The following is a 21367-nucleotide window of genomic DNA, read 5'->3' on the forward strand; positions in this document are numbered from 1 at the left end:
ACTCAAAGTGGAATGCGCCCCATGCAGCACGATTTATTCCCGCGACGGCGCCGCCGAACCGTCAGAGGGTGCACCCGCGAGCAGCGTGTCTTCAAAGAAGCGGCGGCGCGCGTCCTTGTCGGGCTTGCTGCCCTGGTGCCAGAGCGAGGCTTCGGAAAGTTGGTAGGCGTACAGCATGAAGGCGCGCGTCTTGGCGTCCTTGCGCGCAAAGCCGATCGCCTGGAAATGTTGGACGTAGTAATCCATACGATGCTCGTCGACGGCTTCGACGGCTTCTTGCGCCATCGGGTCGCGCCGCGCCCAGGCACGGATGGCGAATTCGATCATGGCCGTGCGGCGGGCGCTGCGTCCGCGAAACGGCAGTGCGAGCAGATCGCGCACGAGCCCCTGCACCGACGGGTTTTGCCGCTCCAGCTTGGGGCCCACGCGCGTGCGTTCGCTCCAGTCCTGCAACACCTGGTGCAGCAGATCGTCGCGGTTCTTGAAGTGCCAGTAGAAGCTGCCGCGCGTCACGTCCAGCTGCTTGGCGAGCACATCCACGCGCACGGCATCGATGCTCTTTGTCACAAGCAGGTCGGTGGCGGCGCGCACCCAGTCGTCAGGCGTGAGCTGTGCACGCGGCGCAGTGGGGGAGGCGGAGTCGGCATCGACTTCGACGGCTTCGTCGCGTTCGTCGATCTGCGGGGATGGCTTGGGCATGAAGGCGGATTCTAGCCCCGCTGGCGGGGCTGTCCAGCGCTTAAATCGTGCTGAGCCCCCCAGGTTTGCGCGGGTTGACACGGCAACAAACGCACTCCTACCATGCACATACGTTTGTGTATGGAAGGATCGAGCTACCGTAAGCCTTGGTTTGCGGTTTAGTGCAAGAACCATGCTCGACGATGCCTTCTGCACGGCGTCAAACGATAAGACATCAGGAGACATTTGCATGAAGGCATTCCGACTCGCGCTGTGCGCGGCGGCAGCAGTTGGCACATTCGCGGGCGCATTTTGCCCGAGCACCGTCCACGCCGAGACCGTCAAGATCGCGTGGATCGATCCGCTGTCCGGGCTGATGGGCGCGCTGGGCCAGAACCAGCTGCGCAGCTGGCAATACGCGGCCGATCTGGCCAACCAGCAGAACTGGAGCGGTAATGGCACCAAGTTTGAAGTCGTCGGCTTTGACAACAAGGTTTCGCCGCAAGAAAGCCTGACGATCCTCAAGCAGATCACCGATCAGGGCATCCGCTACGTCGCGCAGGGCGACGGCTCCAGCGTTGGCATGGCGCTGCAGGACGCCATCGCCAAGTACAACGACCGCAACCCGGGCAAGGAGATCATCTATCTGAACTACGCGGCGGTCGATCCGGACATGACGAACAACAAGTGCAACTACTGGCACTTCCGTCTGGATGCCAACTCCGACATGAAGATGGAGGCCCTGACGAGCTATCTCGCCAAGGACCAGAACATCAAGAAGGTCTATCTGCTGAACCAGAACTACTCGTTCGGCCACCAGGTGGCGCGCGCGGCCAAGGAGTACCTCAAGCGCAAGCGTCCGGACATCCAGGTGGTGGGTGAAGATCTGCACCCGCTCGCGCAGGTGAAGGACTTCTCGCCGTATGTTGCGAAGATTCGTGCGTCCGGCGCCGATACGGTCATCACGGGCAACTGGGGGAGCGATCTGGCACTGCTGATCCGCGCATCGAAGGACGCGGGGCTCACCACCAATTTCTATACGTACTACGCAGGTACGACCGGTGTGCCAACGGCGATGGGCGCCTCAGGCGCGGATCGCGTGAAGGTCATCAGCTACTTCGCGCCGAACGACGGCAACCCCAAGACGAGCGCCGTGCTCGACGGCTTCAAGAAAAAGTACAACGACGACTTCTTCAACGCCGATGTCTACACGGGCATCGCCTTCCTGGCCAAGGCCATCAAGACCAGCGGTTCAGCCGAGCCTGCCAAGGTGGCCAAGGTGATGGAAGGCATGACGGTCGACGGCCTCAACGGCCCGATCGAGATGCGCAAGACCGACCACCAGGCGCAGCAGACGCTGTACGTGACCACCTGGGTGAAGGCCGACGGCAAGAAGATCAAGTACGACCAGGAAAACACCGGCTACGGCTGGCGTACCGACGTCACGCTGGAACCGCACCTTGCGGCCCAGCCGACGTCGTGCCAGATGAAGCGTCCGGCGTCGTAATCGCGTGATGGTGGTGTTCCTGGCTTACACCGGGGACACCACCCCTGTGCCCGCCAGGTGCCCGCGGGCGTTCTCCAGAAAGCGATCCACCGTAGCCTGCACCGATTCCGGCGACCAGCCGGCAATGTGGGGCGTCAGCACGACCTGCTCCAGGTCCAGTAGCCCGGCCGGCGGCTTGGGCTCGCTCTCATACACATCCAGCCCTGCGCCACCCAGCTTGCCCGAGCGGATGGCCGCTTCCAGCGCGGCCGTATCGACCACGCTGCCGCGCGCAATGTTGACCACGTAGCCGTTCGGGCCCAGCGCTTCCAGGATCGTCTGGTTGACGAGGTGCTTGGTCTGCGCACCGCCCGGCGTGGCAACGATCAGGAAGTCCGCCCACTCCGCCATGTCCTTGAGCGCATCGAAGTAGCGATACGACACGCCGTCGCGCGGCTTGCGGTTGTGATAACCGATCTGCATGTCGAAACCGGCAGCGCGGCGCGCGATCTGCAGCCCGATGGTGCCCAGGCCGACGATGCCCAGGCGCTTGCCGCAAACACCCGGTTGCAGCGGAATGTCGTCGCGCCAGACGCCGTGGCGTGTGGATCGATCCAGCTTGGGAATGCCACGCACGGTGGCCAGCAGCAAGCCAAAGGCATGGTCGGCCACGCAGGCGTCGTTGGTGCCGGCGCCGTTGGCCACCGCTACGCCACGTGCGCGGGCGGCCTCCACATCGATGTTTTCGAAGCCGGCGCCCAGCGCGCACGCGAGTTCCAGCTTTGGCATCGCGGCAATTTCCGCTCCGGTCAGGCCCGTCGAGCCGTTGGTCAGCACGATGCGGACATCTTGGCCGTCGCGCGCGATGGCGGCATCGCGTTCGGCGCGGGTCGGTGCATGGATGACGTGAAAATGTTCAGCGATCTGCGCCACGTTCTCGGGCGTCATCGCAATGAGGAGCAGCAGGGTCGGTTGCATGGTCAGGAGAGGAGGCGAGCCGCATGAATGGGGCAAGGCCCGGTCGGCAAGGAGGTGCGTCGCACGGCGCTTGGCGATGATAACGCGCGCCCAGCCGCCTTGCTGAAAGCCACGGCCGCCATGCGGTTACACCCCGTTACCGATGAGCGGGTTTGGTTGCACGGGTTTGCAGGGCTGCGGCATAGACTTTGCGGCAAGAGGCGCATGGCCGCAGGCCGCAGAGCAGACTGCTGGTCCGGCCCAGACGCCTTGTTCACAAGACGGGATTGATCATGCAAGCAACGAACAAGTCGGACCGTGCAGGGCGCGTAGCGCGTTGGGTGACAGTGGCCACATTGGCTGCCGTGGCAGCGGGGCTGACAGGCTGCGTGACTGCGCCGGCATACCCCGGTTACGGCGCGGGCTATGGCGCGGGTTATGCCGCGGGCAGCAATACCTACGGCAACAGCATCGGCTCGACCACCTACAGCAGCGGCTACGGCAGCTATGACCCGAACGCGCCGCAGCCCTATCCGCAGCAGCCGGCGCCGACCTATTCGCAGCCCCAGCCGACTTACTCGCAACCGAACTATTCGCCGTATCCGAACAACGGCGATCAGTCTTATCAAGCGCCCGCGGATAACCGTTACGGTGTCGTTGAATACGTCGAAGCCGTGCCCGTGCGCGGCCAGTCGAGCGGCGTCGGTGCCGTGCTCGGCGGCGTGGTGGGCGGCTTGCTTGGCCACCAGGTTGGCGGCGGCCGCGGCAACACCGTGGCCACCATCGGCGGCGCGGTGGCGGGCGCCATGGCGGGCAACGCCGTGGAAGGCAACACGGTGGTCGGCCAGACCTACCGCGTGACCATGCGGCTGAATGACAACTCGCGCGTGACGCTCACGCAAAACAACCCGAACGGACTGCGCGTGGGTGATCGCGCCCGCATCGAAAACAACATGGCAGTGCCTTACTAGCCACATCCTGCATGGGAGGTGCCCGCGCTGGCTTCAGAAACAGCGCGGGCCGACCGATATAGCGGAGGCGATAACCCCGCGGTGATTCCCATGCTCAATCGACTTTCCATCCGTTTCCGTCTCAACGCAGCGCTGACGCTGCTCGCCTTGCTGCTGGCGATTACCGGCACCATTGGCGTGATCGGGATGCGCGCCTCCGACGCAAATATCAACGATATCTACTCCAATCAGCTCGCTTCGGCATCGCTGATGGGCAAGGCGCAGCTAAATGCCGCGATCGTGCGCACGACGCTCGATCGGGCTGTCTTCCATCCGGATGCGGCCGACGTGCCGGCCATCATCGAAAAGGCCAACGCTTACCGCGCCAAGTCGGAGGGCGCGTGGAAGCAATACAAGGCGCTGCCCATGACGGCGGAGGAAGCGCGGCTGGCCGCCGATGTTGAAGCCAAACGCACCGCGTTGTTCCGCGATGGCATCGAGCCGTTGATGAACGCCCTGCGCGCGCACGATGCCGCTGCCGCAGACAAGGTGGTCATGACGATCATCCCGCCGCAGTTTGTGGCGCTGTCTGCGGCCGTTGACGTGCTGGATCGCAGCCAGGCGGAGCAGGCCAAGACGGCCTACGAAGGCGCGGTCGCTCGCTCGCACGCATTTCTGATGCTGATCGTCGGCGCCATCGTGGTGGGCATTGCTGCAGCGCTGGGCTGCGCATTCGGTCTGCATCGCGCGATTTCGGTGCCGCTGTCAAAGATGCTGGGCCACTTCAGCGCGATCTCGCAGGGCAACCTGACCGAGCGCATCACCGTCAGCAGCAAGGACGAAATGGGCGCGCTCACGCAGGGTCTCATCGACATGCAGCATGGCCTGATCCGTACCATCGTGACGATGCGCGGCGGCAGCGAATCCATCGCCAGCGCCACCAAGCAGATTGCGGCCGGCAACATGGACCTGTCGCAACGCACGGAAGAACAGGCTTCGTCGCTGGAAGAAACGGCGTCGAGCATGGAAGAGCTGACGAGCATCGTGCGCCAGAACGCCGACAACGCGCGTCAGGCCAGCCAGCTTGCGGGCAATGCATCGGACATCGCAGTCAAGGGCGGTGAGGTGGTAGGCCGCGTGATTGAGACGATGTCTGGCATCAATGACAGCAGCAAGAAGATCGCAGACATCATCGGCGTGATCGAAGGCATCGCCTTCCAGACGAACATTCTGGCGCTGAACGCGGCCGTGGAGGCCGCGCGCGCGGGCGAGCAGGGCCGCGGCTTTGCGGTGGTGGCGGGTGAGGTGCGCAGCCTGGCGCAGCGCTCGGCCACGGCAGCCAAGGAGATCAAGGAGTTGATCAGCGATTCGGTTGGCCGCGTTGAGAATGGCTCGACGCTGGTGACCGAAGCCGGCGCGGTGATTGACGAAGTGGTTGTGGCAGTCAAGCGCGTGACCGACATCATGGGCGAAATCAGCTCTGCATCGGACGAGCAAAGCGCCGGTATCGAGCAAGTCAACCAGGCCGTCACGCAGATGGACGAGGTGACCCAGCAGAACGCAGCGCTGGTGGAAGAGGCTGCTGCTGCTGCGCAATCGCTGGAAGAGCAGGCCGGCGTGCTGCGCGAGGCGGTGGCGTCGTTCCGCTTACCTGCAGCGGGTGTGCACACTGAACCTATGCTGGCGCCCGTGGTTGCAAAGGCGGCGCCTGCCGCGTCGGCTGCATCGGCCACATCTGCCGTGCCCAGCCCGGTCGCTAAACCGGCGGCACGCAAACCTGCCGCGGCGACGGTGCGTGCGACACACAAGCGCCCGGCTGCGCCGGTCAGGCCGGCCGCTGCGCCGGTTCAGAACGCGAAGGCCGCGCCTGCCATGGCAGCCGAACCCAAGCCTGGCAAGCTTGCCTTGGCTGCGGTCTCCAACGATGCCGACGACTGGGAACAGTTCTGACGCAGAAGTCGAAGCGTTCATCTCAACAAGCCGCGCCCCGAGCGCGGCTTCGTGTTTCAGCGCTGTAACCGATTTGCGGAATTGCTTGGGCCGATGTTGTCGGCCTGCATTGCGATTCGCGCGACAACGTAGCGCTCGCCTAGGCAGCCTGCGTGGTCGGCATGCCAGCGGTGTGAGATCCCTCTGGCGGATCCTTTATGCACAAGGCTTTGCGAGCCGCGTCCCGTTGCGCACCGAAGTGCATGCGGCAACATGCGCACCGTGCCGCTCTGGTGCGCTCCACGCTCGCTTAACCCAAACACCCTGCACCTGACCGCTCTGCGCCTCCGTCATTCGTAGGGAGGCCTTGTCCGCTGCCCGGACGAATGTCCCAGCCCATTAGATGGCGTTGCATGCCGTGGCGTTGATCTTGCCACCCTCGCCGCCCGCATCTTGCGTTCACCCATGCAACAACCCGACGTATCCAGCGCGTGTTGGAAGACGTCTGTGGTGCGCTGCACCGCATAGCCGTGCGCTTTGGCGGGCGTTGGTATGGTCCTCGCGTTCTCCCCCGCCGGAAGCAGGCTAGAGGGCGACGCATCAACCCGATCGACAGCAGGTGATTGGGTCGGATGCCACGGCGCAAAGCGGTTGCGCCGCACGTCGAAAAGACCTTGGGGGAAGTATGAGCGCCGCAGCGCAAGGCGGAAGGTACGCCGGACACTGGCAACGCGCCCGTCGGGTGGGAGCAGGGGAGAAACCATGAGCGATCTGCCATGGGAGCTTTACCTGGCGTTGCTCAACACCTTGACGGTGGCGACCACACTCGTCATCTTCATCAGCACCGCCGACGATTTTTTCCTGGACGCCTTTTACTGGGTGCGGGAACTGTGGCTGTGGCCGCAGCGTGGGCGCACGCCGGTCACGATCTCGGCGCAATCGTTGCGCGAGCGCGAAGAGCAATGGCTCGCGATCATGGTGCCGGCGTGGAAGGAGTACGACGTCATCGCCAAGATGGTCGAGAACACCCTGGCGACGATGGAGTACACGCGCTTCATCATCTTTGCCGGTGCGTACCGCAACGATGCGGAAACCACCACCGAAGTCGAGCGCATGGTGCGGCGCTATCCGGGCCGTGTGGTGCGCGCAGCCGTCACGCACGATGGCCCGACGTGCAAGGCTGACTGCCTGAACACCATCATCCAGACCATCATCCGGCACGAGGCAGGCCACGGCATCCGCTTTGCGGGCGTGATCATGCACGACTGTGAAGACGTGATCCACCCACTGGAGCTGAAGTACTTCAACTACTTCATCCGCGATCAGGATCTCGTGCAGTTGCCGGTGCTATCGCTTGAGCGCAAGTGGTACGAGTGGGTGGCCGGTACGTACATGGATGATTTTTCCGAGACGCACCAGAAAGACCTGGTGGCGCGCCAGGCGCTGACTGGAACGGTGCCCGGGGCGGGCGTGGCGCTGTGCTACAGCCGCCGTGCGATCGAGGCGGTGATGAAGGTGCGCGGTGATTCTCCGTTCAACACCAGCACGCTCACCGAAGACTACGACTTTAGCTTCCGGCTGCGCGAACTGGGCATGCGCGAAGCGTTCGTGCATTTTCCGATCTGCGAGAACACAGAACCCACAGAAGATGCCCAGGGCAAGACGCGCACGCGCTGGCGCTTTGGGCGGCGCAAGGGTGCCCGCCCGCAACTGCTGGCCACGCGCGAGTATTTTCCGAGCACGTTCCGAACGGCGTACCGCCAGCGCGCGCGCTGGGTGCTCGGCATTGCGTTCCAGGGGTGGTTGCAGATGGGGTGGAACGGCAACCTCATCACACGCTACATGTTCTTCCGGGACCGCAAGGGCGTGCTGACGGCGCTGTTCTCGATCCTCGCGTATGTCCTCTCGCTCAACTATCTGGCGCTTGGCGCACTGATGGCAAAAGGCGTGGTCACGATTCCGGATGGCACGTTCGTGGTCGGCAGCTTCTGGATGCAGGACCTGCTGGCTGTCAATGCCGCGCTGCTGTTCAACCGGCTGGCGCAGCGCGTGTACTTTGTCGGTCGGCTCAATGGCCCGCTGCAAGGCGTGCTGTGTTTGCCCCGGCTGGTGGTGAACAACTTCATCAACTTTTTCTCGGTATGTCGCGCGTGGAAGATCTTCCTGATCTACTGCCTGACCGGTAAGCCCATCGCCTGGGACAAGACGCAGCACACCTATCTGTCGAACGACGCGCTGGGCCGTACCCGTTGCAAGCTGGGCGAGACGCTCGTCAAATGGGAAGTGCTCACGCAGGAGCAGTTGGATGCCGCGCTCGCCATTCAGCACCAGACCGGGCGGCGGCTTGGGCAAGTGCTGATCGAGCAGGGCCTGGTGACGCCCGATACGTTGGCCGATGCGCTGGCCGAGCAGGTTGACCTGCCGCGCGTAAGCCTGACCAACGTGGTGCTCGGTGCGCTGGCCGATTGCCTGCCCCGTGACCTGGCTGTGCGGCATCACGTGGTGCCATTCTCGATTGGCGAAGACGGTTCGCTCAACATCGCCGTGTCGGAGCTACCCGACGGCGAAGTGCTGGAAGAGTTGGCCCGTGCGGCCGGCCGCAAGGTCGCGTGCTTCATGGCGTGCGATCACGAAATGTCGGCCGAGCTGGCGCAGATGGCCGATCCCAACCGCCGTACCACGGTCGTGTTCGGCCCGGCGGCGCATTCGGCCATGCTGGCCGTTGAATCCATGACGGGCGCCGGCCCAGGTGTTGCAGCCGGCACGGCACCCGCACCCGAGGCTTCCACCATCCCCCCGATTCCTGTGCCGCCGGACCTGCCCCCTGGGCCAGACCCGCGGCCGAACCCATCTGTTGCGGGAGGTGTGGCATGACACAAGAGAGAGCCAACCGTTTAACCGTGCGCCATCTGCGCTGGCCGATTGCCGCGGCAGTGTGGGCGCTGTGTCACGGCGTATCGCTGGCAGAGCAGCCTGCGCCGTTGCAGCCCGACGCCTACTTTCGCGCCGACCGGGCCTATCACGCCATCGACGCCAACAAGCTCGACGATGCCGAAGCCGCCACGCGTGCGGCATTGGCCGTGCAGCCTGACAGCCTGCAACTGAACCTGTTGCTGCTGGATGTGCTCACGCGCAAGGGCCAGCTCGGTGCGGCGCGCGCGCAGGCTGACGCGCTGCTGCAGAAGTATCCCGACGAGCCACGCGTGTACGCGCAGCACGGGTTCCTCGCGCAGAAAGCCAACGACCCCGCTGTCGCTGAACGGGACTTTGCGCGCGCCGTGCAAGGCACCGACTGGACCGCGCAGGAGCAGCGCAACCTGCATCTGGCCTGGTCGGACAGCGCGTTTTCCGCCAAGCATCCGCAGGCCGCGCTCGATGCGCTCAGCGGCATGAAGGACGACCCCGATGCCGACGTGCAAGTGCGCATCGCGCAGTCACGCCTGCAATTGGGCGACCGGGATGGCGCAACCCAGGCGGCCACGCTGGCCGCCGAACACGCTACGGACCCGGCGCGCCAGCGCTACGCCAAGGCGCTGCTCGCGCAGGCGATGGCGCCGGAAGCGCAGGGCGAAGCCACGTCCGCCAATGATCCGCGCGTGATCGGCCAGCGCGAGTTGAACGAGGCCTACAGCCACTTGCGTGCGCGTGACGACCGCGCTGCATTGGCAGCGTTCCAGCGTGGCTTCGCCACGGGCGAGGGCACCTGGACCCACTACGCCGATGCCGCCTACGCAGCAAAGCGCCTGGGCGACAACCCGACCGCCATCAAGCTCTTTCGGGAAAGCCTTGACCACGCCGATGCCGATGCCAAGAGCGACACCGGTGGCAACGGCGACGACCGCCTCCAGCCAGACCGCCGCTTCGGCTACCGGCGCGAAGTCGAGCAGATGCAGCGCACCGTCGGCATGGTGGTCTCGGGCGCGTATCAGACTTCGGCGTTTGGGCTGCCCAACACCGTCAGCGCAGCACAGGCTGGCGCGGAGGTTTACTGGCAGCCGCCAGGTATCGGCTATCGGGATGGCAGCGTCTTCCAGCTCTTCGCGCGTGGCTACGACAGCGTGTACGACCGCAACGGCAACACCGGCCTGCCAACCGCGCAAGGCTCGGTGGGCGCACGCTACAAGCCGATCAAGGACATCAACCTGGTGTTCACCGCCGAACGTCTCTTCCGCATCGGGCAACTGACAACCAACGACACGCTGCTGCGCATTGGTTTTTCGACGGATCAGGGGCTTGATCTGCAGGTCACCAAGCCGCGCTGGCAGACGTGGCAGGTGTACGGCGAGGGCGCGTATTTCCTTAACCAGGGCCGCATGATCGTCAGCACTGAAATGCGCTACGGACACACGTGGTTGCTCAACTCAATCAGCGATCGCCTGACCGTCTATCCGCATGTCGTTCTGGCGGGCGATCACGACAACAAGGCGATCGGGCAGCGGCTTGCCCTGGGTGTTGGCCCAGGCATCAACTTCCGCTATTGGTTTCGGGAGTCGCACTACGCAGCGCCGGCTAGTTGGCTGGATTTGACCGTGCAATACCGCTTGCCGTTGACGCACGCGGATCGAGCAAAGGGGGTGGTCGCGCGAGCCATTCTTTGGTTCTAAGGCAACACCGGATTCAAGCAGACCCCAGTCAGAGGTGTCGCAGATGAAACGTTTTTGACCGCCGAGGGAAACGGGTAACAAAGAGGAGCGGCAGCGGCGTCCGAAGGATGGCGTCGCAACGCCTTGGCGCGTCAAAGCGGGACGGTTGGCACGGCCTTCGCTCATTGGCGAAGTCTGCGCCGACGTCAGAAGCGACACGTTCGTCGTCGCGCTTTGCGTGCGCCGATGCAGATGACTTGGGGGGAATCATGACAGGGAAAATTTTGACCGTGTTCGGCACGCGCCCGGAGGCCATCAAGATGGCGCCGTTGGTGCAGGCATTGCAGGCCGAGGCAGGCTTTACGTCGGCGGTGTGCGTAAGCGCGCAGCACCGACAGATGCTGGATCAAGTGCTGGAACTCTTCGGCATCGTTCCGGAGTTTGATCTCAATCTGATGCGGCCCGGGCAGACGCTGTCCGACATCACGTCCAACGTGTTGGGTGGCATCGACGGCGTGCTCGATGCCTACAAGCCCGATGCCGTGCTCGTCCACGGCGACACGACAACCACGCTGGCGGCAAGCCTGGCCGCGTTCTACCGGCGCATTCCGGTGGGGCATGTGGAAGCGGGCTTGCGTACCGGCAACATCTGGTCGCCATGGCCGGAAGAGCTGAACCGGCGCGTCACCGATTCCGTGACGACCTGGCACTTTGCGCCCACGGCCGAATCGCGCCAGAACCTGCTGGACGAGGGCATCGACCCTGAGCAGGTCACGCTGACCGGCAACACCGTCATCGATGCGCTGCTGGCCGTGAAGCAGCGGCTTGACGACGACGCCACGCTGTCAGCCCAGATGGCGGCGCGCTATCCGTTCCTGGAGGCCGGGCGTCGGATGATCTTGGTGACAGGCCATCGCCGCGAGAACTTTGGCGAGCCGTTCGAGAACTTCTGCGTGGCGCTGCGCGTGCTGGCGGCGCGTCATCCGGATGTGCAGATTGTGTATCCGGTGCACCTGAACCCGAACGTGCAGCAGCCCGTCAACGCCATCCTCTCCGGCCATGACAACGTTCACCTGATTGCGCCGCAGGACTACCTGCCGTTCGTCTACCTGATGGACCGCGCCTACCTGATCGTCACCGATTCCGGCGGCATCCAGGAAGAGGCGCCCGCGCTGGGCAAGCCGGTGCTGGTGACGCGCGACACCACCGAGCGACCAGAGGCCGTGGCATCGGGCACCGCGCGGCTGGTGGGCACCGATACGCAACGTATCGTCGATGAAGCAGAAACGCTGCTCACCAACACCACCGAATACGCGCGCATGGCGCAGGCTCACAACCCCTACGGCGACGGCCACGCCTGTCGGCGCATTGTCGATGCGCTGAAGAAAGCCTTCACCACGCAGCCACAAATGGTGGCGCGCGGCCCGCAACTCATTCGCAAACCGGCCACCGAGGCCGAAATCTTCGATCTGGAAGCGGCGCGTGCCACCGCGCAAGGGTCGTCAACCCAGCATCGCCTGAACGGTTAGGAGGCTTTGATGAAAGCGAAGCAAATCGGGGGCGGTGTGTTGGTTGCCTCCGCACTTGTTGCCGGGTGGCTGCTTGTCGCGCCGCCGTGGGCTGGTGATGGCGGTGTACCCGCCATCGTGACCGGCGCGACGGGCGAGGGCAGCCCCGGTACCGACACAGACAAGAAAGCCCCAGCGCCCGCGTCTTCCGGGGCGACGGTCACGGCTGCGCAACCCATGCAACCCACGGTTGTGGCAGCAATCACAACCAGGCCCGTGACTGGAGGCGGCCGCGCCTACGGTTATGGCGTCATGGACGAGAACGGACAGGTCATCCCACCGCCACGCCCGGCGGTCATGACCGAAGTCCGCCCCGGCACGCCGGAAAACGAGACGGCAGGTACAGACCGTGGCCACGATCGTGGCCCCAACTTCAACCTCGGGCTCTACCGCCAAGCGGACGGCTCGTTCTATCGCCCATGATTGCCATGAGTCGGAGAGTCATCATGAAGACATTGCTACGTAAGTTCCTGTGTGCGCTCGTCTTTGCGGGCGGCCTGCTTGGCATATCGCTGACAGCGCCAGCACAGGCCGCAACCTGCACGATCGGCCTTGGGCCCATCTGCGTGACGGTGGGTGGAACGACAACCAGCACGCCGGCCCCGATGCTGGTGCTGTACGACGCGCCGCCCAACGACCAGTACACCAATCTGGGCAAGGCGTACGCGATCATGCTGTACAACCTGCTCGCGCACTTCAACACCACCATCACCATGCTGCCCGTGCAGAACTACACGGCTGGCATGACAGAGCAGTACACCGCCATCTTCTACATGGGGAGTTACTACAACAACCCCATACCGGCGGCGTTCCTTTCAGATGTGACCACCACGCAGAAGACCGTGGTTTGGTTCAAATACAACCTGTGGGAACTTGCCTGGAACACGGCGTATCCGTTCACGTCGCGTTACGGCATCAATTTTGTCGGTCTGCGCGGCATGAACGCGGCACCGTCGACGAGTGCGCCGAACCCCGGCTTTTTCGATACGGTGTCGTACAAGAACCAGACCATGACCAAGTACTACGCCTTCAATGCTACGACCGGCGCCATCAGCGCTGATCCTGACATTGGCGTGACTTCCGTGGCTGACCCGACCAAGGCGAGCAGCGTGGTGACGATCACGAATTCGGTGACGCAGGAAACGGCGCCATACATCATGCGGTCGGGCAATTTCTGGTATGTGGCCGACATGCCGTTCTCGTATATCGGCCCACGCGACCGCTACCTAGCGATGTGCGACATGCTGCATGACATCCTGGGTACCAACGCGCCTACGCTGCACCGCGCGCTGGTGCGCCTGGAAGACGTCAACGCCACCAATACCGTGACGTCCATCAACACGCTGACGGATTACCTCTACAGCAAGAAGATTCCGTTCTCGATCGCTACCATCCCGCTGTACAAGGACCCGAACGGTGTCTACAACGGCGGCGTGTCGCAGACGATCCACCTGGTCAACGCGACGGGGCTCAAGTCGGCGCTGAACCATGCGTTGCCACGTGGGGGGAAGATCCTGATGCACGGCTACACGCACCAGTACAGCAATATCCCGAACCTCATCAACGCCGTCAGCGCGAACGACTTCGAGTTCTGGCTCGCCACGCAAAACCGGCCTGTGAACGAGGACTCGACGCAATGGGCAGCCGGGCGATTGTCTTCGGGGTTGCTGGAATTCCAGCTCAACGGCTATGCGCCGTTTGCCTGGGAGGCACCGCACTATCAATCGTCTCCGTTGTCCATCAAGGCGGTGCCGCAGTACTTCAAAAACACGTATCAGCGCGTGGTGTATTACACATCGGATAACCCGCAGACCTTGAACTCGACCACCGCCGGACATGATTTTTCGGTCGGCCAGTTCTTCCCCTACATCATTCAGAAGGACTACTACAACCAGCGCATCATTCCGGAAAACCTGGGCAACGTGGAATACAACATCTGCAATATCGATCCGTCGTCATGCCTGACGTACACCGCACAGGACATCCTGACCAATGCGACGTATGCGCAGGTGGTACGAGACGGCTTTGCCTCGTTCTTCTTCCATCCGTTCTGGCTGGAGCCGGATCTTGGCACGCCGGGCTATACCGACTTCCAGACCATCATCACCGGTATCACCGGCATGGGGTACACCTGGGCTGACGCGAGCACGGTGAAGTGACGGTGAGGCGGATGCGCTTGTTACTGGCGACCGTCATGCTGGCATTGAGCGCATCCTCTGAGGCCGCAGGGCCGGTGGGCGAAATGCCTGCCGGCGCTGTGCCGTTGTATGGCGTGACGGTTGACGCGGTGGACAACGTGCCTGCCGTGGTGGACGCGTTGTCGCATCTCTCGCGCACGCCCACTGTGCGCGTCGTCTTTGATGAAGGCATGGATGCGCCGCATTACGTTGGGGCGGTGGCTGCCATCCGGGACGTCGCGTATGTGATGGGCGAACTGGTGGACTCCTCCGCACTCAAGCAATACACCACACCGCAACTGCGCGAGCGTGCCGCCGCTTACCTGCACACGCTTGGCAGCAACGTCGACGTCTGGGAAGTCGGTAACGAGATCAACGGCGAATGGACCGGGCCCACACGCGATGTGATCGACAAGACCATGGCGGCTTATGAGGCCATCAAAGCCGGCGGCGGCCGCACGGCGCTCACGCTCTACTACAACGAGGGCTGTGCCGAGCAGCCATCACGCGCGATGTTCGAGTGGGTGCAACGTAACGTGCCGCTGCGCCTGCGCGATGGTCTCGATTACGTCTTCATCAGCTTCTATGAAGACGACTGCAAGATCCCGCCGCCCGATTGGAACGCCGTGTTCACCAGGCTAGGCGGACTGTTTTCGCATGCCGCGCTGGGTTTTGGAGAAGTCGGGACGCGACATGCCGCACGCAAGCCGGCGCTCGTCGCGCACTACTACGGGCTCGCGGTCACCCATCCTCGCTTTGTCGGCGGCTACTTCTGGTGGTACTTCCGCCAGGACATGGTGCCGCGCTCAAGGCCGCTTTGGCGCAGCCTCGATGCGGCGTTTCTCAGCATGCCCGTGGCGGTCAGCCGCTAGCCCGCGCGCTCACGCGCTGGGTGTTTGCGGTTGATTTGCGGTCTGCCAGGTCTTCGGGTTCAACCGGCTCGCCGTCACGACGCACGAGCTGGATCGTGCGTGTGGGCAGTGCGAACGAGGTGCCGAGATTTTCCAGCCCTTCCAGGATCGTCAGGTTGATGCGCTGCTGAATATCCATATATAGGTTGAAGTCCGGATCGGTCACGAAGTACACGACCTCGAAGTTCAGCGCGTTCTCGCCAAACTCCTTGAAGTGCGCGCGATCGAAGCGCGTGTTGCCGGCGGCTTCCACCGCACGGCGCACGATGTCCGGAATCTTCTGCAGCTGCGCAGCGCGCGCATCGTAGGTCACCCCAAAGGTGAAGACGATGCGTCGTTCCGACATTCGTTTGTAATTGTGAATCGTGCTCTTGAGCAGCGCCGTGTTGGAAGCGACGATCTCCTCGCCCGACAGGCTGCGGATGCGCGTGGTCTTGAGGCCAACGTGCTGCACTGTGCCGGCAATCGATTCGAAGACGATGAAGTCTCCGATCTCGAACGGCTTATCCAGGCCGATGGCGAGCGAGGCAAATAGGTCACTCAGGATGTTTTGCACCGCCAGCGCCACCGCCACGCCGCCCACACCCAGGCTGGCAACGAAGGCGGTGATGTTGATGCCCACGTTGGCCAGAATGGCCAGCAGCAGCATTGACCACAGCGCAAAGCGCAGCACCCACGCCGTCATGGACGTGATCACCGGGTTGCGCGTGGCGTGGGTCTGCGTCGACAGCCGGTCACGCGCCCACAGCTTCACGCCGCGGTTGAGCCACAGGGCAATCTGGAAACCGATGATGACGAACCAGATGTGGTCGAGCTTGTTGGCAATGCGCGTGGGCAGATCGATGAAGTACGAGCCGGCAAGTAATGCTGCCAGCGCAATGAACAGCGGATGCGTATCGCGTAGCACCGCCGTGACGAGAATGTCGAAGCGGTAGCCGGTACGGCGCGCGCGCGCGTCAAACCGGTTGCAGATCAGGTGCAAGACACTGGACAGCACCACATATGCAGCGATCACAGTAAATGCGGCGGCGGCCCAATCGCGGGCCGGTACGCGCAGGAAGGTGTGGGTGTTGAGCCACTCCATGGGCATCTCCGTGCAGAAAACACGGATGCTGCGCCGCACATAACGTGCCTGCCTTACTGCCGCAGCGCTGCCTTCGGCTCCGCGTCGGTCGGTACGCACACGCGGTTGCGGCCCTGACGCTTGGCTTCCATCAGGCCGAGATCGGCATCGGCCAGCAGGTGTGCCAAGTCCTGCCCGGGGCGTAGCGGAGCGGCGCCCACGCTCACTGTCAGCGGCCCCGCGGGTGTTTGCGTGCCGGCCACCGCCGTCTTGAGCCTGTCCACCACGGCAAGCGCGCCGGTCAGGCCGCAACCCGGCAGCAGCACGGCAAACTCGTCACCGCCCAGCCGGCCGAACAGGTCAGCCGGGCGCAGCACGCCAGCCAGCGCATCAGACAGCGCGACGAGTGCCTCGTCACCGGCGGCATGTCCCCACGTATCGTTGATGGATTTGAAGTGATCGACGTCGAGGTAGAGCGCGCACAGCGGCTCGACATGATGTTGCGCGCGCTCTACCGCAAAGGTGCCCAGCTCGAAGAAGCGTTGCCGTGCGAGCATGCCGGTCAGGTGGTCGGTGTTGGCGCGATCGGCCAGGCTGCGTTCGGCCGCAAAGTGCCGCGCCATGGCGCGCAGCAGGTAGTGGTGAATGACGGCGGCTGCAGCCATGCAGATTGGCAGATAGAGCACCAATCCAAGCCAGCCGTGGTGGATTGCCGTGGGGGGGTCTGGCGCGATCAGCAGCGCGACGATGGGCCCGGCCGTGCACAGCGCCATGGCGATGCAGAAGTCGCGCCGGTTGAGCCACGCGGGGCTGGTGGCAAGCGGCATCAGATAGAACGCCGGCAGTACCCATTGGAGCCCCGCCTGATGACCGAACGCGATGATGGCCACTTCCTCTGCCAGCAGGTGCGTGAGCGCCAGCAGCCCCCACATGCCGGTATGCCGATACCGCTGTGCCACCACCACGATCGCCATCAGCAGCAGGAGCAGCGCAAGCAGCGGCTCCGGCCGATGCAGTAGCCCGACCGACCAACCCAGCACGATCGCGAAGGCGTAACCGAGCACGCCGCATTTGCTCAGCGCGATGATCATCGGCACAAAATGGCGCGCCTGATAGTCACGCGAGGGTGTGCGTGCGTCGGGCAGGTCGGAGGCGGTAGGCAGGTTCGCGCTCAAGGCAGGGCAAGAGAGACCCTCTGGCGCGACGGGATGATGCGGGCGCGGGCGGGGCCGAATTGCGCAACAAAGCGCGCATTCTAATGGCGGCAGGCAACCGCGTGCGCGGATTTTTAGTGGGGTGAATCCCGCAATGTGTGTCTCAGCCTGCCAGCACTTGCCACACCAGCCACACATTGGCGACGCTGATGACGATGAACAGCCCCCACGCCAGCCAAGACGTTAACCGGCTGTTAACAAACACGCCCATCAGCGTGCGATCGCCCGTCATGCGGATCAGCGGAAGCATCGCAAACGGCAGTTGCAGGCCGAGCACCACCTGGCTGATGACAAGCAGTTTGCCGATGGCGTGGTCACCCAGCATCGCCACGCCGATGAACGCGGGGACCAGCGCCAGTGCCCGCGTGATCAAACGCCGCTGCCAGCAGGGGATGCGCAAGTCGAGGAAGCCCTCCATCAGGACCTGCCCCGCGATGGTGCCGGTAAAGGTTGAGCTTTGCCCCGCCGCCAGCAACGCGATGCCAAATAGCAGCCCGGCCAGCGCCGTTCCGACGATGGGCTCCAGCAGGTGGTAGGCGTCCTCGATGTCGGCCACGTTCTGATGGCCGTGCGCGTTGAATGCCGCTGCCGCCAGGATCAGGATTGCGCCGTTCACCAGCAGCGCCAGGCCCAGCGACGCGATCGTGTCCAGCCGCGACAGGCCGATGGCCTCGCGCTTGGCATCTTCGGTGTTGGCCGTCATGCGCGTCTGCACGATGGACGAGTGCAGGTACAGGTTGTGCGGCATCACCGTGGCGCCGAGGATGCCGATGGCCAGATACAGCGGCTCGCGCTGGCTCACCGCCTGCCACGAGGGCATCAGCCCGGCTGCCACTGACGGCCAGTGCGGCTTGATGAGCACGAGTTCAACGAAGTAGCACAGCCCAATCGTAAGAATGAGCCCCAGCACGATGGCTTCCAGTTGGCGGAAGTTCTTGCCCTTCAGGCCCAGCACGATCAGCGTGTCCAGCGCGGTGAGCGCCACGCCCCAAAGGATCGGCACGCCCAGCAGCAGGTGGAAGGCCAGCGCGCAGCCCAGTACCTCAGCCAAGTCGCACGCAATGATGGACAGCTCTGCCAGCAGCCATTGCACCCGCAATGCGCCGGGCTGATAGCGGTTGCGGGAGGCGCGCGCCAGATCCATGCCGGTGACGATGCCCAGCCGCGCTGACAGACATTGCAGCACCATGGCCGCCAAGCTGGAGAGCACCACCACGAACAGCAACGCATAGCCGTAACGCGAACCGGCTTCGATGTCAGTCGCCCAGTTGCCCGGGTCCATATAGCCGACCGATACCAGCAGCCCCGGTCCCGCAAAACGCAGCAGCTTCTTCCACAGCGGCAAGCCTGGCGGCACGGCAACGGTGCCGCGCACCTCGGATGGGCAGAACGGGGCGGTGGCGGTCGTGGGGAGGCGGAACATGCGCGTGTTGCTAAGGAAAATGCAATCGGAATTTCGGAATGATAGCTAAACGCAACGCCGCACGTCTGAAACCGCGCCCGATATGTGTTGGTGGGGCGACTTTCTCGTCACGTGTCTCCACACATTTAAGGCAAAGCTCAGTCCGTTGCGGTAGATTTCGAGCTTCGCCGGCGCCTGTTTTCCACGCGCCGGTTGTCCGTTTACCGTCATTACCGCCGCCGAGATTCCCGCGCATGAACGCCATCCTCCTTATCGAAGACGATTTGCCGTTGGGCACGGCGCTGGCCCGCGCGCTGCGTCAGGCCGGCTACAACGCGACCTGGGTGCGCCGCCTGGTCGACGCGCAGAAATGGATCACCACCAACACTTTCGAGGCCATCGTGCTCGATCTTGGACTGCCCGATGGTGAGGGCCATACCTTCCTGGAAGAACTGCGTGCCGCGCACAGCGACGTGCCCGTCATCATCGCCAGCGCGCGCGATGCGCTGTCTGAGCGGCTCAAGGGGCTGGATTCCGGCGCGGACGACTTTCTCGTCAAGCCGTTTCCCGTGGATGAACTCATCGCCCGCCTGCGCGCCGTGCTGCGCCGGCATGCGGGGCAGAGCACCAACCAGTGGAACGTCGGCAACCTGGTGGTGGAGCCCTCGCAGAAGCGTGTGACGCAAGAGGGCCAAGTCATCGAGCTGACGCCACGCGAATACCAACTGCTGCTTGAACTTGTGCGCCGCGCCCACCGCTGGGTGCCGCGCGAAACGCTCATGGACGCGCTCTACCGTGAGGGCGACAGCGTGAGCGCCAACGCGCTGGAAGTCGTCATCCACCACCTGCGCCGCAAGCTCGGCAACGAAACCATCCAGACCATTCGCGGTGTCGGCTACATGATCGGTGGCAACCGCGGGGCCGCCCAATGAAGCTGGCGGTTCCAGCCATCCTGCGGGTTCGCTCGCTGTCGTTCCGCCTGTATGTGCTGATCCTGCTCGCGCTGGTGCTGATGCTGCTGGTGCAGCTCGTCATCGCGCATCTGGAAATCTCGCGCACCAACAGCCGCCAGGTGGTGAGCGACCTGCGCATGTCGGCGCAGGCCTATGCGGACCTCACCACGCTCAACATGGATGATGTGCCGCGCCGCGAAGAATTCCTGCGCCGCCTCACCGACATCAAGCTGGGGCTGTCGCTGCCCAACATCCTGCCGGGCGAATTCCGCTACGTGCTGTGCGATCGCGCGGGCCACGTCATCACCGCCTTCCCGGGTGCACCCACCATGCCGTGCGGCAAGACGCACGACACCGTTGTCGAGGTCATGCTGGAGGGCAAGCCGTGGCGCAGTTATACGGTCGACAGCGTCGACGGCAAGATCTCGGCTACCGTGGCGCAGCCCCTGACCGCCTACGAACGCGCGATTCGCGATCTCTTCCAGGAGGTGGCGGTGGCGCTGGCCATCCTGGCGAGCGCATTGATGGTGATGGTTGGTTGGGCGGCGCACCAGGGCCTCAAGCCGCTGCGCACGCTCACGCGCCAGGTTGAGGCGCGTGACTCTGCCGACCTCGATCCCGTGCAGAGCGTCGAGCACGCCGAGCTGAAACCGCTGGTCGATGCCTTGAACGGGCTGTTCGCGCGCGTGCGTCGTGGCATCGAGGCGGACCGCCGTTTCTTTGCCGATGCCGCGCACGAACTGCGCACGCCGCTCGCGGCCATTCAGGCGCAGGCGTATGTCGTGTCGCACTCCGATAGCGAAGACGACCGTTCTACCGCGCTACGCGAGTTCGACCGCGGTATTTCACGCGCAACGCAGTCGCTCGCCAAGCTGCTCGCCATTGCGCGGCTGGATGCACGCCGCGTGGAGGCGCAGCTTGCGCAGGGCGCGTTGTCCGACTTGGCGGGCTGTGCACGCAGCGGCGTGATCCAGCAGGCCTCGCGCGCAGAGCGTCGCAACATCACGCTGTCGTACGACGGCGCCAACCAGGCGTGGGTGTCGGTTTCGCATGAAGACGCTGCGACGCTGGTGGAAAACGTGCTCGACAACGCCGTGCGCGAGACGCCCAACGGCGGCGAGGTGCGCTTGGCCGTCAAGCGCATCGAGCAGGCAGGCGTGCCGATGGTCGAGCTGCGCATTGAAGACTCCGGCCCCGGTATCCCGCCTGACGAGCGCGATCGCGTATTCGAGCGTTTCTACCGCCCACGCACCAGCCAGTCGCAGGGCAGCGGCCTGGGCCTGGCGATCGTGCGCCGTATCGTGGAATTGGGGAATGGCTCGGTGGCCATCGAAGACGGCCTGGCCCACGCGGACGGCAGAGGCTGCGCGATCGTGATCCGCCTGCCAGCGCTGGATTCCGCGCCCGAGCCGATCGAGCCCGATGATGCGCCTCCCGGCATGGCCGACACGCCCAGCCATTGATTGGCGCGCGCCGGCACTGCCGTCCACCTGCCG

The 21367-nt window shown here is 64.0% G+C and carries 16 protein-coding genes; 11 read left to right on the forward strand and 5 right to left on the reverse strand.

All coding sequences use genetic code 11. From position 1 onward, the window contains the following. Positions 1-33 precede the first annotated feature (33 nt). Positions 34-699: a TetR/AcrR family transcriptional regulator gene (locus tag ACCD03_RS10930; RefSeq protein ID WP_413411524.1), complete on the reverse strand. Its 666-nt coding sequence runs from the start codon at positions 697-699 to the stop codon at positions 34-36. Between the two features lie 229 nt (positions 700-928). Between ACCD03_RS10930 and ACCD03_RS10935 the strand changes: the two genes are divergently transcribed. Then, positions 929-2185, forward strand: coding sequence for a branched-chain amino acid ABC transporter substrate-binding protein (locus ACCD03_RS10935; RefSeq protein WP_024977669.1), 1257 nt, complete (start codon positions 929-931; stop codon positions 2183-2185). Between the two features lie 24 nt (positions 2186-2209). On the opposite strand, the gene ACCD03_RS10940 is transcribed toward ACCD03_RS10935, so the two are convergent. Then, complete coding sequence (locus ACCD03_RS10940) at positions 2210-3142, reverse strand: 2-hydroxyacid dehydrogenase (protein ID WP_413411525.1); 933 nt, start codon at positions 3140-3142, stop codon at positions 2210-2212. Positions 3143-3414: 272 nt separating this feature from the next. On the opposite strand from ACCD03_RS10940, the gene ACCD03_RS10945 reads away from it, so the two are divergent. From ACCD03_RS10945 to ACCD03_RS10980, 8 genes are all read left to right on the forward strand, one after another. Continuing rightward, the gene (locus ACCD03_RS10945) at positions 3415-4092 is read left to right on the forward strand and encodes a glycine zipper 2TM domain-containing protein (protein ID WP_045203436.1); all 678 of its coding nucleotides are present in this window, start codon (positions 3415-3417) and stop codon (positions 4090-4092) included. A 90-nt stretch (positions 4093-4182) separates the two neighbouring features. Beyond that, complete coding sequence (locus ACCD03_RS10950) at positions 4183-6021, forward strand: methyl-accepting chemotaxis protein (RefSeq protein WP_413411526.1); 1839 nt, start codon at positions 4183-4185, stop codon at positions 6019-6021. A 741-nt stretch (positions 6022-6762) separates the two neighbouring features. Beyond that, on the forward strand, positions 6763-8874 hold the full coding sequence (locus tag ACCD03_RS10955) for a glycosyl transferase family protein (RefSeq protein WP_413411527.1): 2112 nt from the start codon (positions 6763-6765) through the stop codon (positions 8872-8874). Then, entirely contained in the window at positions 8871-10604 is a 1734-nt protein-coding gene (locus ACCD03_RS10960) for an NfrA family protein (RefSeq protein WP_413411528.1), read from the forward strand. Before ACCD03_RS10955 ends, ACCD03_RS10960 begins: the two co-directional genes overlap by 4 nt. Positions 10605-10852: 248 nt before the next feature. After that, complete coding sequence (wecB, locus tag ACCD03_RS10965) at positions 10853-12112, forward strand: non-hydrolyzing UDP-N-acetylglucosamine 2-epimerase (RefSeq protein WP_413411529.1); 1260 nt, start codon at positions 10853-10855, stop codon at positions 12110-12112. A gap of 9 nt (positions 12113-12121) precedes the next feature. Then, the gene (locus tag ACCD03_RS10970; RefSeq protein WP_413411530.1) at positions 12122-12574 is read left to right on the forward strand and encodes a hypothetical protein; all 453 of its coding nucleotides are present in this window, start codon (positions 12122-12124) and stop codon (positions 12572-12574) included. Positions 12575-12597: 23 nt separating this feature from the next. Then, positions 12598-14310 carry a DUF2334 domain-containing protein gene (locus tag ACCD03_RS10975; protein WP_413411533.1) on the forward strand — a complete coding sequence of 571 codons (1713 nt, stop codon included), beginning with the start codon at positions 12598-12600 and terminating at the stop codon, positions 14308-14310. A gap of 2 nt (positions 14311-14312) precedes the next feature. Beyond that, positions 14313-15200 (forward strand): hypothetical protein, encoded by an 888-nt coding sequence (locus tag ACCD03_RS10980; RefSeq protein WP_413411534.1) that lies wholly within the window; start codon positions 14313-14315, stop codon positions 15198-15200. On the opposite strand, the gene ACCD03_RS10985 is transcribed toward ACCD03_RS10980, so the two are convergent. The 3 genes from ACCD03_RS10985 to ACCD03_RS10995 form a co-directional block, all read right to left on the reverse strand. Beyond that, the gene (locus ACCD03_RS10985; RefSeq protein WP_413411535.1) at positions 15190-16323 is read right to left on the reverse strand and encodes a mechanosensitive ion channel family protein; all 1134 of its coding nucleotides are present in this window, start codon (positions 16321-16323) and stop codon (positions 15190-15192) included. The genes ACCD03_RS10980 and ACCD03_RS10985 overlap by 11 nt on opposite strands. Positions 16324-16376: 53 nt before the next feature. Then, the gene (locus ACCD03_RS10990) at positions 16377-17477 is read right to left on the reverse strand and encodes a GGDEF domain-containing protein (RefSeq protein WP_413411536.1); all 1101 of its coding nucleotides are present in this window, start codon (positions 17475-17477) and stop codon (positions 16377-16379) included. A 142-nt stretch (positions 17478-17619) separates the two neighbouring features. Beyond that, positions 17620-18939: an Nramp family divalent metal transporter gene (locus tag ACCD03_RS10995; RefSeq protein ID WP_325652199.1), complete on the reverse strand. Its 1320-nt coding sequence runs from the start codon at positions 18937-18939 to the stop codon at positions 17620-17622. Between the two features lie 233 nt (positions 18940-19172). On the opposite strand from ACCD03_RS10995, the gene ACCD03_RS11000 reads away from it, so the two are divergent. Together ACCD03_RS11000 and ACCD03_RS11005 are read left to right on the forward strand one after the other, a co-directional pair. Then, positions 19173-19850, forward strand: a complete 678-nt coding sequence (locus tag ACCD03_RS11000; protein ID WP_004631528.1) for a response regulator — start codon at positions 19173-19175, stop codon at positions 19848-19850. Further along, the gene (locus ACCD03_RS11005) at positions 19847-21334 is read left to right on the forward strand and encodes an ATP-binding protein (protein ID WP_045203427.1); all 1488 of its coding nucleotides are present in this window, start codon (positions 19847-19849) and stop codon (positions 21332-21334) included. Before ACCD03_RS11000 ends, ACCD03_RS11005 begins: the two co-directional genes overlap by 4 nt. The last annotated feature ends 33 nt before the right edge of the window (positions 21335-21367 follow it).

It is taken from the genome of Ralstonia sp. Ralssp135 (assembly GCF_047304345.1).
In the GTDB taxonomy this organism is placed as follows: Bacteria; Pseudomonadota; Gammaproteobacteria; order Burkholderiales; family Burkholderiaceae; genus Ralstonia; species Ralstonia chuxiongensis.